General features: G+C 73.6%; 11 protein-coding genes. All 11 read right to left on the reverse strand.

Going from position 1 to position 13,010, the window contains the following annotated elements; genetic code table 11:
• Window positions 1-88: 88 nt before the first annotated feature.
• The gene (locus ACN20G_RS11405) at window positions 89-577 is read right to left on the reverse strand and encodes a rhodanese-like domain-containing protein (protein ID WP_424212630.1); all 489 of its coding nucleotides are present in this window, start codon (window positions 575-577) and stop codon (window positions 89-91) included.
• Window positions 516-1,703 carry a hypothetical protein gene (locus tag ACN20G_RS11410; RefSeq protein WP_424212631.1) on the reverse strand — a complete coding sequence of 396 codons (1,188 nt, stop codon included), beginning with the start codon at window positions 1,701-1,703 and terminating at the stop codon, window positions 516-518. Before ACN20G_RS11410 ends, ACN20G_RS11405 begins: the two co-directional genes overlap by 62 nt.
• Window positions 1,700-3,361: a methionine--tRNA ligase gene (locus ACN20G_RS11415; protein WP_424212632.1), complete on the reverse strand. Its 1,662-nt coding sequence runs from the start codon at window positions 3,359-3,361 to the stop codon at window positions 1,700-1,702. The genes ACN20G_RS11410 and ACN20G_RS11415 overlap by 4 nt, the downstream gene beginning before the upstream one ends.
• 89 nt (window positions 3,362-3,450) lie before the next feature.
• On the reverse strand, window positions 3,451-4,218 hold the full coding sequence (gene epsC / locus ACN20G_RS11420; RefSeq protein ID WP_424212633.1) for a serine O-acetyltransferase EpsC: 768 nt from the start codon (window positions 4,216-4,218) through the stop codon (window positions 3,451-3,453).
• Complete coding sequence (locus tag ACN20G_RS11425; RefSeq protein ID WP_424212634.1) at window positions 4,205-5,413, reverse strand: NAD(P)/FAD-dependent oxidoreductase; 1,209 nt, start codon at window positions 5,411-5,413, stop codon at window positions 4,205-4,207. Before ACN20G_RS11425 ends, epsC begins: the two co-directional genes overlap by 14 nt.
• Window positions 5,410-5,838, reverse strand: coding sequence for a cupin domain-containing protein (locus tag ACN20G_RS11430; protein WP_424212635.1), 429 nt, complete (start codon window positions 5,836-5,838; stop codon window positions 5,410-5,412). The genes ACN20G_RS11425 and ACN20G_RS11430 overlap by 4 nt, the downstream gene beginning before the upstream one ends.
• Before the next feature lie 14 nt (window positions 5,839-5,852).
• Entirely contained in the window at window positions 5,853-7,166 is a 1,314-nt protein-coding gene (locus ACN20G_RS11435; RefSeq protein WP_424212636.1) for a SidA/IucD/PvdA family monooxygenase, read from the reverse strand.
• Entirely contained in the window at window positions 7,163-8,614 is a 1,452-nt protein-coding gene (locus ACN20G_RS11440) for a diaminobutyrate--2-oxoglutarate transaminase family protein (RefSeq protein WP_424212637.1), read from the reverse strand. Before ACN20G_RS11440 ends, ACN20G_RS11435 begins: the two co-directional genes overlap by 4 nt.
• Window positions 8,615-8,634: 20 nt before the next feature.
• Complete coding sequence (locus ACN20G_RS11445) at window positions 8,635-10,026, reverse strand: SidA/IucD/PvdA family monooxygenase (RefSeq protein WP_424212638.1); 1,392 nt, start codon at window positions 10,024-10,026, stop codon at window positions 8,635-8,637.
• Window positions 10,023-11,546, reverse strand: coding sequence for an ABC transporter substrate-binding protein (locus tag ACN20G_RS11450; protein WP_424212639.1), 1,524 nt, complete (start codon window positions 11,544-11,546; stop codon window positions 10,023-10,025). The genes ACN20G_RS11445 and ACN20G_RS11450 overlap by 4 nt, the downstream gene beginning before the upstream one ends.
• Before the next feature lie 77 nt (window positions 11,547-11,623).
• Entirely contained in the window at window positions 11,624-12,913 is a 1,290-nt protein-coding gene (locus ACN20G_RS11455; protein WP_424212640.1) for an ATP-grasp domain-containing protein, read from the reverse strand.
• Window positions 12,914-13,010: the final 97 nt, after the last annotated feature.

Consider the following 13,010-nt stretch of genomic DNA (forward strand, 5'->3'; position numbering starts at 1 on the left):
GCCCGGCACCGCTCCCGACACCGCCCCGACCGCGCGGCCGGGTGCCCGTCGCGTGACCGACGGACACCCGGCTCACGACCGGCCCGGCTCAGCAGGCGCAGGCGATGCCCGAGACCGGCGCGGTCAGCGGGTCCACCGCGCCCTTGCGCACCCCGTGCGCGTCCTCGACCTCGAAGCCCTCGCGGGACCAGTACTCGAAGCCGCCCAGCATCTCCTTGACCTGGTAGCCGGCGCTCGCGAAGGCGTGCCCGGCCCGGGTCGCGCCGTTGCAGCCCGGCCCCCAGCAGTACGCGACCACGACGCTGCCCGCCGGGATCGCCTCGGCGGCCCGGGCCGGGATCTCGTCCGTCGGCAGGTGCACCGCCCCCGGCACATGGCCCTGGGCCCACGCCTCCGCGCTCCGGGTGTCCACGAGCACGAAGCCCGCGGCCCCCGAGGCGAGGTCGGCGTGCACGTCCGAGACGTCCGCCTCGAAGGTGAACCGGCGGTGGAAGTGCGCGGCGGCCGTGGCCGGGTCAGCCGGCGGCACCCGCAGCACCTTGGAGACGGCGGTCGGGGCGGTCGGGGTCGTGGTCATGAGAGGGGTTCTCCTCGAAGGATGCGGATCCGGATGCGGAAGGGGACGAAGGGGGTGGAACGGGGCGCCGCGCGGCCGCGACGCCGATCAACAGGAGCAGAGCGGCGGTGGCCGCCCCCGGACCGAGCAACAGCACCGGGGTCCCCCAGTGCGCCAGGTGCCCGAGCACCAGGGCCCCGCCCGCCAGGGTCCCGGCCAGCAGCACCCCGCCCCGGGCGGGCCGGCCGGTCAGTTCGGTCCACCGGGCCCCGGTGGCCCGCAGATTGGTCCAGCAGTACACGGCGCAGGCCACCGCGCCCACGCCCGCCGGCAGGGCGAGCACCGGCCCCGGCACCGTCCACCGGAACGGCACCGGCCCCAGCAGCACGGTGAACACCGCGCCCGCCAGCAGGGTGCCCAGGACGGTGGCCGTGATCGGCCCGGCCCGTCCGGCGAACCGCCCGACGGGGGGTGCGGCGGGAGGTTCGGGGGGCTCGTCCGGCCCGTCCGCGCGGGACCAGGCCGGCACCGCCGCCTCCAGACCCACCCACGCGAACAGCAGCGGCACCATCAGCGCCGGGCCCGACCAGCCGGCCGAACCCGGACCGGCCATCGGCCGGCCCAGCAGCCACCAGAGCACGGCCACCACCACCACGGCCACCAGCCGCACCCGCCGGAGCCGGGGCGTCAGCCCCCGACCCGGCCGGGCCGCCCAGGCCGTCGCCGCCACCAGCACCACCAGCGCCGGCGACAGGGCCGCCCCCTCCGGGTCCACCGGATCGGCGAAGCCCAGCCCGGCGGCGGCCCGGACCGCGAGGGCGCCCACGGTGAGGGCCACCGCCGCCTGCCCGAGGGCGAAGCCCCCGTAGTACAGGCCCACCGCCAGCCGCGCCGCCCGCTCCCCCAGCCGGGCCCGCACGAACTCCGTCGGCCCCCGCTCCAGGGTCCCGCCGGCCCGCGCGACCAGCACGCACCACCCGGCCAGCGCCACCGTCAGCAGCGGACCCGCCCACGGCGCGGGCATCGGGGCCAGGGCCATCGGCACCAGCAGGGTGCCCGCCCCGAGCACCGCCCCGAGCACGGCGCCCGGGCCGCGCGCCCGCCCCGGCGCCCGGGGCCGGGCGCCCACCGGGGAGGCCCCGGTCACGACAGTTCGTGGAAGTAGAGCGGGACCTCGCGCGGCAGCACCGCGCCCGCCGGCAGCGAGGCCGGGGTCTCGCCGTCCCACACCGGCATCCGGGTCGCGAGGTCCACGTCCAGGCCCAGGTGCCCGGCCAGGAAGGCCGACCAGCCCGGCATCAACGGGGCCGCGGTGACCGCGACGGTCGCCAGCAGCTCGGCGTGCGCGGCCAGGCGCGCCGCGAACTCCGTCCGGTCCCCGGTCTCGCGCACCTGCGGCAGGGTCCGCAGGTCCTGCACCGCCCGGTCGACCACGGTGGCCAACTCGGCGGCCGCCTTCTGCGGGGAGAACGCCTCCGCGCCCAGCGCCGCCCCGATCCGGCCGGGCAGGGCCGCGCGCAGCTCGCGCAGGGCCTCGGTGGCCGCGCCCACCGGGGCCTGCGGGTCCCGGGCCGGCAGCACCGAGTCGAAGTCCTGGCCGAGCAGGTCGAGCACGGCGTCGGTCCAGGTCTCCAGGCCGCCCGCGAGCACCGTGCTGACCGTGTCCGCGAACTCCTTCATCGAGAAGTTGTTCTGCTCCCGCTCCGGGCCGGTCAGGCACAGGTGGAAGCGGAGGGCGTCGGCGTTGACCCGGCGCAGGAAGTCCCCGCCCCAGATGGCGTGGCCGCGGCTGGTGGAGAACTTGTCCCCCTCCAGTCGGTAGAACTCGTTGATGACCACCTGGGAGGGCAGGGTCAGCTCCCCCTGGGCGAGCAGCAGCGCGGGCCACAGCACCGCGTGCGAGAACGAGCAGTCGAAGCCGATGAAGTTCACGACGCGGGTCTCCGGGTCGGTCCACAGCCGACGCCAGCCGTCCGCGTCCCCGTAGGACTCGGTGAGCCGCGCGGTGGCCGCCACGTAGCCCCAGATGCCGCTGAACCAGGTGTCGAGGATGTGCCCCTCCCAGCCCTCCAGCGGGACCGGGATCCCGTAGTCCGCCTCGCGGCTGATCGGGGTGTCGGGCAGCGGGTTCGCGAACAGCCCGTCCAGGTACGACACGAGCCGGGGCCGCCACTCGGCCGCCTCCTGCGCCTTCGCGTAGTACGCCGTCAGCGCCTCGCGGTGCTCCTCCAACCGGAACACGATCCGGCGCAGGGTCGTGGTCTCCGGGGTCTCCCAGCACTGGGTGCACTTCGGGGCGGCCAGCGAGCCCGAGGTCTGCGGCAGGCCGCACGCCTCGCAGTAGATGCCGTCGGAGGGGGCGGCGCAGTAGTGGCACTCGCCGCGCACCTCGGCCTCGTACAGGTGACGGTCGCAGGGGACGCACCGGTACACGGGCAGCTCCTGTACCTCCAGGGCGCCGCTCTCCCACAGGTCCAGGAAGAACCTCTGCACGAACTCGGTGTGCCGCTGGTCGGTCAGCGGACGGGTGAACCAGTCGTGGTGCATGGCGCCCAGCGAGAGGGTCTCCTCCATCCGGTCGCCGAACAGCTTGGCCGTCGGGTACGCGGTGGAGCCGATCTCGCGGGCCCGGCGGGGCACGTAGCAGGAGTGCTCGTCCGAGTAGCCGACGTAGCGCACGTCGTGACCCCGCTGGCGCAGGTGGCGGGAGAGCACGTCGGCGCCGAGGAAGGGACCGGAGAGGTGGCCGAGGTGCAGGTCGCCGTTCGGGTTCGGCGGGGCGCTGGTGACGACGTACGAGGTCATGACGGTGTCCTTCGGGGCAGGCGGGGCGAAAGGTCTGGGGGCGCCGGGCGCGGACCGGGCGGGCGGGGAGCCCGGTCCGGCGCGCGGGCTCAATGGGCGGCGGCGTTGGCCCGGTCGGTGACGGGCGGCGCGGGCGCCGGCTCCGGCTCGGCGGCCGGGGCGGTGGTGACGGTGTCCAGCGGGGGAAGGGCGGCGGAGGCGGCGGCCACCACCCGGCTGCGGGCCGGCAGGTCGTCCAGGACGATGGCGTGGGCGCCGATCCGGGACTCGTCGCCGACCGTGACCGGTCCGAGGACGCTGGCCCCGGTGCCGATCACGACGCGGTCGCCGATCACCGGGTGCCGGCGGGAACCGGAGGGGCGGCGGAGGTCCTTCCACCAGCCCACCGAGCCCAGGGTCACCTGGTGGTAGAGCATCACGTCGTCGCCGATCCGCACGGTCTCGCCGATGACGACGGCCGAGCCGTGGTCGATGAAGAAGCGGCGGCCGATGGTGGCGCCCGGGTGGATCTCGATGCCCGAGAGGGTCCGGGCGATCATCGACAGGGCGCGGGCGGCCACCTTGCGGCCCCGGAGCCAGAGGCGGTGCGCGACCCGGTGCGTCCACAGGGCGTGGATGTGCGGGTAGAGCAGCACCTCGACCCGGGAGGTCGCGGCCGGGTCCTTGGCCAGCACGGTCTCGATGTCCTCGCGGAGCAGGGACCGGACCCGCTGCCAGCCGGTGTCGGTGCCTACGCGGGCGGATGTTTCACGGGAAACATCGCTCGCGCCGGCGCCCGTTTCACGTGAAACATCGTGCGCGCGCTCGTTCGCGCGCTCGCTGTCGGCGGCGCCGTCCTGGGGCTCACATGTGGTCATAGGGGGCCTCCGGGCGGATCGGGCGGCCGGCGAGGAACCGCTGGGGACGGTAGGGCTCCAGCAGTTCCTGGACCGCCTTGCCGGGTACGGCGCCACCTTCGACGATCTCCTTCGCGGCCAGCTCGGCGACGGCCGGCGCCAGCTTGAAGCCGCCGCCGCTGAAGCCGAGGGCGAGGTAGAGGCCGTCGGGGCCGGCGGCGCCGACCACGGGACGCTTGTCGGGGGTGTAGCCGTCGAGTCCGGAGCGGGTGCCGGCCAGCGGGGCCACGGCGGCCTGCGGGACGCGGTGGGAGATCGCCTCGATGGCGGACTCCAGCTCGGCCTCGGTCAGCGGCTCCACGTCGCGGCCCAGTTCGGTGTCGGGCTTGCTGGGCACGCCGAAGTAGAAGCGGTCCAGGCCGTCGGGGCGGAAGTAGCTGCCGGTGATGTCGTCGATGCAGGTGGGGACGGAGGAGGCGTGTCCGCGTCGGCCGGCGCCGGGGAGTTCGGCCTGCGCGAGGCCGATCCGGCGGGCGGTGACGGGGATGTGGATGCCGAGGTACTCGGCCGGGGCCGAACCCCAGGCGCCGCCCGCGAGGACCACCAGGGGGGCGCTGATCCGCCCGATGGAGGTGAGGACGCCGGTGACGGTGCCCGCGTGCTCCAGCACCTTCACCGCGCGGATGCCCTCGGAGGGCGAGACGCCCAGCCGGTAGGCGGCGGTGAGGAGGGAGGCGGAGGCGGCCATCGGGTCGGCGTAGCCGCCCTCGGGTTCGTACGCGGCCAGGGCGATGTCGTCGATCCTGAGACCGGGGTAGATCTCCTTGAGTTCCTTCGGCTCGATGACCTCGACCCGTCGGTAGCCGGCCGCCTCGGAGGCGGCGGCGGCGTTGTAGCGCAGGTCGTCGGCGTGGTTCTCGCCGACCACCATGACGAAGCCGGTGCGCCGGTAGCCGCAGTCCCCGCCGATGACGTCGGTCCACTGCTCGAAGACCGGCAGGCTGCGGGCGGCGAGGCGGGTGTCGGCGACGGCGGTGTGGTGCAGGCGGAGCAGGCCGCCGGAGCGCGAGGTGGCGCCCTGGGCGTTGACGCGGCCCTGGTCGCACAGGACGATCCGGCCGAGGCCGGCGAGGGCGAGCTGGTGGGCGATGGCGGCGCCGATCACCCCACCGCCGACGACGACCGCGTCGGCGTGCGCGTGGACGATCGGGCTCACGCGGCACCCGCCGGGGAGGTCTCGGGGGCGGCCGGGTCCTGGATGCCGAATTCGGCGGCCCAGCGGGCGCGTTCGCGGGCGATGGCGTCGGCGCCGCCCCACCAGATGGTGACGAAGCGCAGGCGGGTGTCGCCGTCGTTGGTGAGGTCGTGGTCGTTGAAGGGGGTGATGAACACGGTCTCGCCGGCGTGGACGCGGCGGGTCTCGGTGCCGATCCGCATGAGACCGGTGCCCTCGACGATGAAGAACATCTCGTTCTCGTCGTGCTGGTGCGGGGTGGAGGTCTCGCCGGGTGCGACGTCGACCCAGGCGCCGCCCCAGCCGGGCTCGGCCACGGCCTCGGGCCAGGGGAAGATGCGGCGGCCGCTGACGTTGTACGCCGCCTCGAAGGTCATGTCCTCGTCGTGGGCGCTGAACACGTGCATGTGGGGTGGTCCAATCAGGCGGCGACCGGGCGGCGCAGGCGGGCGCGCAGGTCGCGGTGGATGGTGTCGGCCTTGGCGGCCATCTGGCTGAAGGAGGTGGCGCTGCCGATGCCGTGGCGCCATTCGGTGAGGCCGTCGAGGTAGATGCCGACCTCGCAGTCCTCGGTGGTCTCGGCGCGGTAGGCGCGGGTGACCTGGGGGCGGCCGCGGTCGTCGAGGCGCAGCCAGGGCGCGAACGCGGTGAGGGCCTCGGGGAAGGCGCTCTCGCGGTAGCCGGTGCAGACGATGACGGCGTCGGCCTCGATGGTGGTCTCCTCCCCGGTGAACACCTCGCGGGTGCGCAGGGAGATCCGGCCGTCGGGGAGTTCGGCGAGGTCGGCTATCTCGGTCCGCTTGTGCATGTGCAGGCGCTGCCGGCCGGTGAAGCGGTCCTGGTAGACGGCCTGGTAGAGGGCGGTGGACACGTCCGGGTCGACGGCCGCGTAGTTGGTGGCGCGGGCCTGGTCGAGGGCGCGTTCGCGCTGATCGCCGTCGAGTCCGTAGAAGTAGTCGGTCTCGTCGGGGAAGTAGACCTCGTTGCTGAAGTGGCCGAGTTCGTACATCCGGAAGCCGGCGTGGCGGACGATCGAGTGGATCTGGGCCTCGGGGTTGGCGGCGGCCAGGTGCAGGACGATCTCGCCGGCGGTCTGGCCGGCGCCGACGACGGCGACGGTGCGCACAGGCCGGTCGCCGAGGGCGGCGAGGCTCGGCAGCAGCTTGGAGGCGTGGAAGACGCGCTCGCCGAGGAAGGGGCGGAAGGACTCGGGGACGTAGGCGGCGTGGCCGGTGGCCAGGGCGATGTTGCGGCCTCGGGTGCGGTGCACGGAGCCGTCGCGGGTGTCGCGGCTGACCACGTCGGCGGTGCGGACGCGGCCGTCGGCGTCGAAGACGGGTTCCACGCAGACCACCTCGCGGTGGTAGTCCACGGGGCCCCGGACCTGGCGGGCGGCCCACTGGACGTAGTCGGACCATTCGAGCCGGCTGACGTAGCCGCCCATCAGGGTGAAGGGGTAGAAGCGTCCGCTCTGCTGGAGGTAGGTGGGGAAGGTGAAGCGGGAGCGCGGGTCGCGCGGGGTGGCGAAGTCGCGCAGGAAGTGGTGCTGGATGTCGGTGCCGGGCAGGACCAGGTTGGGCTGCCAGGCGGAGTCGGGGGCCTTCTCCAGGTAGCGGGCGGCGAGCGGGGCCCGGTCGGGTTCGGTGTCGTCGTGGTCCTCGACGGCGGCGGCGAGCGCGATGCCGGAGGGGCCGAAGCCGGCGACGACCAGGTCGTGGTCGAGGGGGCTGGTCATCGGGTCACCGCCGGTTCGGAGTCGGCCCGCCCGGCGGGGGCGCCGGCGGGGTCCTCGACGAGGTCGAGGTGGGCGAGGGCGGCCAGGAGGGATTCGCGCAGGATCCGGCCGGCGTGGTCGATCTGGTCGACGGTGCAGTTCAGCGGGGGGAGCATGCGCACGACGCAGTCGTCCCGGCCGCCGAGTTCGAGGATCAGGCCGCGGCTGACGGCCTCCCACTGGACGCGCTTGGCGAGGGGGGTGGCGGGCTTGCCGGTGGCCGGGTCGGTGAGTTCGACGCCGGTCATCAGGCCGAGGCCCCGCACGTCGGCGACCCAGGGGCTCAGGTCCCGCAGTTCCTGGAGGTGGACCATGAGCTGGTCGGCGCGGGCCCGGACGTTCTCCAGGACCCCGTCGCGCTTGACCACCTTCATGGTGGCGACGCCGGCGGCGAAGGCGGGCTGGTTGCCGCGGAAGGTGCCGGAGTGGGCGCCGGGGGCCCAGGTGTCGAGCTTCTCGTCGTAGAGGATGACGGAGGCGGGCAGGCCCATGCCGCTGAGGGCCTTGGAGGCGCAGATGACGTCGGGTTCGATGCCGTACTGCTCGAAGGCGAACCAGGTGCCGGTGCGGCCGCAGCCGCTCTGCACCTCGTCGATGATGAGCGGGATGCCGAGTTCGCGGGTGACCTCGCGGACCCGCTGGACGAACTCGACCTCGGCGGGGATGACCCCGCCCTCGCCCTGCACCAGCTCCATGATCACGGCGGCCGGGAGGGTGATGCCGCCGTTGACGTCGGTCAGGGCGCGCTCCAGGAAGGCGGCGCAGTTGACCTGGCAGGAGTCGCGGCGCAGGCCGAGCGGGCAGTTGTGGCAGTTGGAGTAGGGGAAGAAGTGCACCCCGGGCATCCGGCCGCGGACCGGTTCCTTCTGCTCGACCAGGCCGGTGACGCTCATCGCGGCCATGGTGGCTCCGTGGAAGCCGCCCTGGAAGGAGATGACCTCCTCGCGTCCGGTCGCGGTCTTGCAGAGCTTGAGGGCCGCGTCGACGGCGTTGGCGCCGGTGGGGCCGCAGAAGTGGATCCGGGTGCGCTCGCGCATCGGCTCCGGGAGCATCCCGATGGTGAGGTCGGTGAACTCGTCCTTGATCGGGGTGGGGAAGTCCAGGCCGTGCACGAACTCGTCGAGCTGGCGGTGGGCGGCGGCGAGCGGCTCGGGGTGGTTGTGGCCGAGCGAGAGGACGCCGGCGCCGCTGAGGAAGTCGAGGAAGACGTTGCCGTCGAGGTCCTCGACGTAGCTGCCCTCGCCACGGCGGATGGCGATGGGGAGCTTGCGGGGGTAGGAGCGGGAGTTGGACTCGCGGCCGGCCTGGCGGTCGAGGAGGGCGGCGCTGAGCGGGCCGGGCAGCGGGCCGGTCACGCGGGGACCCTCGTAGGGCTGCCGGGAGACGGGCGAGTCGATGGTGGCGGTCATGTGCGATCGGCGCTTTCGGCTCAGGCTGCCGCGAGGACGGCGCTGCGGTCGGTGGGGTCGGTGTCGTCGCCTTCGGCGGCCTCGGTGTCGCTGTGGGGGGCGAGGCGGGCGGTGAGGGCGTCGGTGAGGGTGGCGGCGCGCAGGGACAGCAGGCTGAAGGAGCCGGCGTCGCCGATGCCGTGGCTGGACTCGCACAGGCCGTTGAGGAACAGCGGCGGGGTGTCGGCGTCCAGCGGGCGCAGGGCGTAGTCCCAGTCGACGGCGAGCCGGCCGTCGTCCTCGGTGGTGAAGCGGTCGGCGAGGGAGGCCATCAGCGGCGGGCACAGCTCCTCGTGCGGGCCGGGGCCCATGTTGCGGAAGCCGGTGGCCAGGACGGCGAAGTCGACGGTGTCCACGACGGTCCTGCCGGTGTGGCGCTCCAGGAACTCCAGGGCGACCTTGTCGCCGTCCTCGCGGACCGAGATGGCCTCGTGGTTGCCGCGGACGAAGACCTTCTGGTCCCCGTCGAGCTCCTGCTCGTAGATGGTGAGGTACAGCTCGCGCAGCACGTCGCCGTCGGCGGAGGAGTAGTTGGTGCCGTGCATGTAGGCGTCGAGGGCCTTCTTGCCCTCGCGGGAGGCGCGGAAGTAGTAGTCCGTGAACTCCGGGAAGTAGCCCTCCTCGCTGAAGGGGCTGGTGTCCTTCAGGCGCAGCGAGTGGGAGCGGGTGTAGGTGGTGACCTTGGTGTCCGGGAAGCGGCGGGAGAGGTCGAGGGCGAGCTCGACGGCGCTCTGGCTGCCGCCGATGACGGCCACGGACTCCGGGGCCCGGCCCTGGCCGGCGAGCTCGGCGAGCTTGGGCAGGTACTGGGTGAGGTGGAAGATCCGGGGGGTGTTCGCGGTGTCGTACGGGCTGGGCACGTACGGGGTGCGGCCGGGGCCCATCACCAGGGTGCGGCCGAGGTAGCGGCGGCCGGAGAGGGTGGTGACGCGGTACAGGCGTTCGCCGCCCTCGGTGATCACCTCCACGTCGGCGGCCCGCTGGTCGCAGTCCACGAGGTGGGCGAAGAAGGAGGAGGCCCAGCGGATGTAGCCGGCGTACTCCTTGCGGAGCGGGAACTCGGAGGGCAGGTTCAGGTGGCGCAGCAGCCGGCCCTGCTCGTACAGGTAGTTGAGGAAGCTGTAGCGGCTGCGCGGGTTGCGCAGGGTGACGAGGTCACGGCTCGGGTGGTTCTGGATGTCGGAGCCGTCCAGAAGCATGCCGGGCTGCCACTCGGGGGTGGGGCGGGCCTCCAGGAAGCGGGCGGTCAGCGGGGAGTCGCGCTCTTCCAGGGCGATGGCGAGGGCGAGGTTGGCGGGACCGAATCCGATGCCGAGGATGTCGTACACCGCGGTGTCCGTGGTGGTCCGGTCGGTGGTGGGGGCCGCGGTCATCGTTCGGTGCTCCTTGTGGTCACGGTGGGCAGGGTGGGGTTGCCGTCGAAGTCGATGTGCAGGCCCGTGATCCGGTCGACGGCGTACACGCGCTGGTCGGTGCGGTACCAGAGGGGGATCAGGGCGAGGTCCGCGGTGGCGATCCGGTCGGCGCGGCGCCAGGCGTCGACGCGTTCGGCGGCGTCGGTGGAGGCGCGGGCGAGGGCGACCAGGCGGTCGAACTCGGCGTTGACCCAGCGGCCCTCGTTGTCGCCGTGGGCGGTGCCGTGTTCGTCGGGCGCGGTGCACGAGGAGTGCAGCAGCGGGAAGAGCATGTTGTCGGGGGTGGGGTAGTCGCAGGCCCAGCCGGCGCGGCAGGCCCCGGAGGCGGCGATCCCGGTGCGGTGGTCGACCAGGCCGCGGGCGTCGAAGCGGATCGGGACGGTCTCCCAGCCGAGGGTCTCGCGCAGTCCGTCGACCATGGCCAGGAACCAGTCGTCGTGGCCGGCTCCGGTGTTGTAGGCCAGTTCGACGCGGGTGCCGGGGCCGAGTCCGGCGCGTTCGGCGGCGGCGCGGGCGGCCTCGGGGTCGTACGCGGTCCAGTCGGCGCCGATCTCGGCGGCCAGTTCGGCGCGCGGGGTGTGGGCCTTGCCGAACCAGGGCGAGAGCAGGGAGTGGGCGGCGGTGCGCCGGCCCTGGAAGTACGTGTCGATGAGGCCCTGGCGGTCGATCGCGGCGGACAGGGCGCGGCGGGCGTCCAGGGTGTCCATCGGGGCCTGGTGGCAGAAGGGGATGAGGTAGAAGAGCCCGGCGCCCTCCTGCTCCAGGAAGTCGGGTCCGGCGGCGGCCTCGGCGGTGCGGGCCGGGGGGATCCGGGCGTAGTCGTAGGTGCCGGCGCGGAAGGCGGCGTACTCGTCGTCGAGGGCGGTGACCGGGTCGAGGACGTCGATGCGGACCTCGGCGATCTCGGGGAGCGGGCCGCCCTTCCACAGGTCGTTGCGGACCAGGTGGAGGGATTCGTGGTGGCGCCAGGGGCCCGCCAGCTTGAAGGGGCCGTTGCCGATGGGCCGGTCGTTGTACTCCGGGTCCAGGGCGGGGCCGGTGCCCTCGGGGACGGGGCTGAAGATGGGCTGGAGGGTCTTGAGGTCGAATTCAACGTCGGGGACGGAGAGTTCGACGACCAGGGTGGCCTCGTCCTCGGCCCGGAAGTCGGCGACGCCGGCGAGGTGGTAGGCGGTCTCGGTGTTGGCCTCGGGGTCCAGGGCGCGGCGCCAGCCGCGGACGAAGCTGTGGGCGGTGACGGGCTCGCCGGTGCTGAAGACGGTGTCGGTGCGCAGCCGGAAGGTCCAGGTCAGGCCCTGCTCGTCGGAGTCCCAGGAGTGCGCGGTGGCGGGGACGAGCCGGCCCTCGGGGTCGAGGGCGAGCAGCCCGGTGAAGAGGGCCTTGCAGACGAGGATGCCCTCTCCTTCCTGGGCCTTGTAGGGGTCGATGGCGGTGGGCTCCGTGATTCCCATGCGGAACACGGGGTCGGTGGCGTGCATGACTCGGCTTTCTCGGCGTCGGCCGGCGCGGGCGCGCGGCCCGGCGGGCGGGTGTGGGGGAGCTGCCTGGACGGGGGTCAGCGGTGGCGGGCCGGCGGGACCACGACCACGTCGAGCAGTTCGTCGAGCTCGGCGGCGATCCGCTCGACCCGGTCGACGTCGGCGGGCTCGCGGTAGGGCGCGGCCACGGCGAGGGAGCCGGCGATCTCGTACCAGCCCTCGGGGGCGCGGCGCAGGGTGTCGCCGAGCTTGGAGGCCGGGATGTAGGAGCGGAAGTACGGGGAGTGGTAGGCGTCGCCCGGGTTGTTGCGGACCAGGGTTCCGGTGCGGTACGCGAACTTGATGCAGGTCGCGGCGCGGGGGGTGGTGGCCCGGGGGACCTCGCCGGTGAGGATCTCGGCGCGGGCGGCGGGGTCGTCGCCGGCGATGACGGCCTTGGCGTAGAGCCGGACGGCGTCGATCCCGTGCACCTCGCGCAGGTTGCGGTAGTTCTGGCCGCCGCTCATGCGGGTGGCGAACTCGACGATCCGGTAGGTGCCGTCGGCGTCCTGGCGGAACTCGGCGTTGAAGAGGGCGTGGTGCACGCCGAGCGCGGAGACGATGCCCTCGGAGACGGCGACCAGGCCGGGCTCCTCCTCCGGGGTGCGGAAGGGGAGGGTGTAGAAGTCCTCCTCGAAGTACGGGCCGGGCATCTGCATCTTGTTGGTGACGCCGACGAGGTGGAACTTCCCGTCGAGGACCACGCCGTCGAGGGTGACCTCCTTGCCGGGGAGGAACTCCTCCAGCAGGGCGATCGCGGGGCCCTCGCTCTGGAAGACCCGGCCCCACTCCGCGGTGAGGCGGGTGATCTCGACGAGCGCGGCCTCCAGCTCCTCGCGGTTCTGCACCAGGCTGACGCCGATGCTCGCGGCCAGCGCCTTCGGCTTGACGATGAAGGGGTACGTGAACGCCTCGGCGGCGGCCAGGCCCTGTTCCACGTCGACCACGGCGGCGAAGCGGGGCGCCGGCAGGTCGTGGGCGAGCAGGAACTCGCGCTGGAGCCCCTTGTCGCGGGAGATCGCGTCGGCCTCCGGGCGCGGCCAGGCGTGCCCGAGCAGCTGGTTGACCTTGGCGGTGAGCACGATGTCGCTGTCGTAGAAGGTGATCGCGGTGTCGATGCCCAGTTCGTTCGCGGCCTCGGCGCAGGTCTTCGCGACGGCGTCGGTGTCCTGGGACTCGGCGAGCCGGACCACGGAGGCGAAGCGGCCGTCCGACTCGGCGCCGGCGAGCTGGGTGGCGAGGTGCAGTTCCAGGCCCATGCGTTCGAGGGTCTCGATGTGCTCGCGGTGCCAGGCGTAGGTGTTCCGCATGATCAGCAGGATCTTCATGACTGGTGTGGGGCTCTCTCGGCGTCAGGGGCGGGAAGCGCGGTCCGGCGCGGAGCGTGTTTCACGTGAAACAGCGGTCTGCGGTGGGGGTGTTTCA

Origin of the sequence: Streptomyces dryopteridis (assembly GCF_049606955.1) — a bacterium.
Taxonomy (GTDB): Bacteria; Actinomycetota; Actinomycetes; order Streptomycetales; family Streptomycetaceae; genus Streptomyces.

Bases quoted from the DNA above. Each gene is read 5' to 3' on its own strand.
- ACN20G_RS11405 (WP_424212630.1), bottom strand. From the start codon at position 577: ATGACCACGACCCCGACCGCCCCGACCGCCGTCTCCAAGGTGCTGCGG.
- ACN20G_RS11415 (WP_424212632.1), bottom strand. From the start codon at position 3,361: ATGACCTCGTACGTCGTCACCAGCGCCCCGCCGAACCCGAACGGCGAC.
- epsC (WP_424212633.1), bottom strand. From the start codon at position 4,218: ATGACCACATGTGAGCCCCAGGACGGCGCCGCCGACAGCGAGCGCGCG.
- ACN20G_RS11430 (WP_424212635.1), bottom strand. From the start codon at position 5,838: ATGCACGTGTTCAGCGCCCACGACGAGGACATGACCTTCGAGGCGGCG.
- ACN20G_RS11435 (WP_424212636.1), bottom strand. From the start codon at position 7,166: ATGACCAGCCCCCTCGACCACGACCTGGTCGTCGCCGGCTTCGGCCCC.
- ACN20G_RS11440 (WP_424212637.1), bottom strand. From the start codon at position 8,614: ATGACCGCCACCATCGACTCGCCCGTCTCCCGGCAGCCCTACGAGGGT.
- ACN20G_RS11445 (WP_424212638.1), bottom strand. From the start codon at position 10,026: ATGACCGCGGCCCCCACCACCGACCGGACCACCACGGACACCGCGGTG.
- ACN20G_RS11450 (WP_424212639.1), bottom strand. From the start codon at position 11,546: ATGCACGCCACCGACCCCGTGTTCCGCATGGGAATCACGGAGCCCACC.
- ACN20G_RS11455 (WP_424212640.1), bottom strand. From the start codon at position 12,913: ATGAAGATCCTGCTGATCATGCGGAACACCTACGCCTGGCACCGCGAG.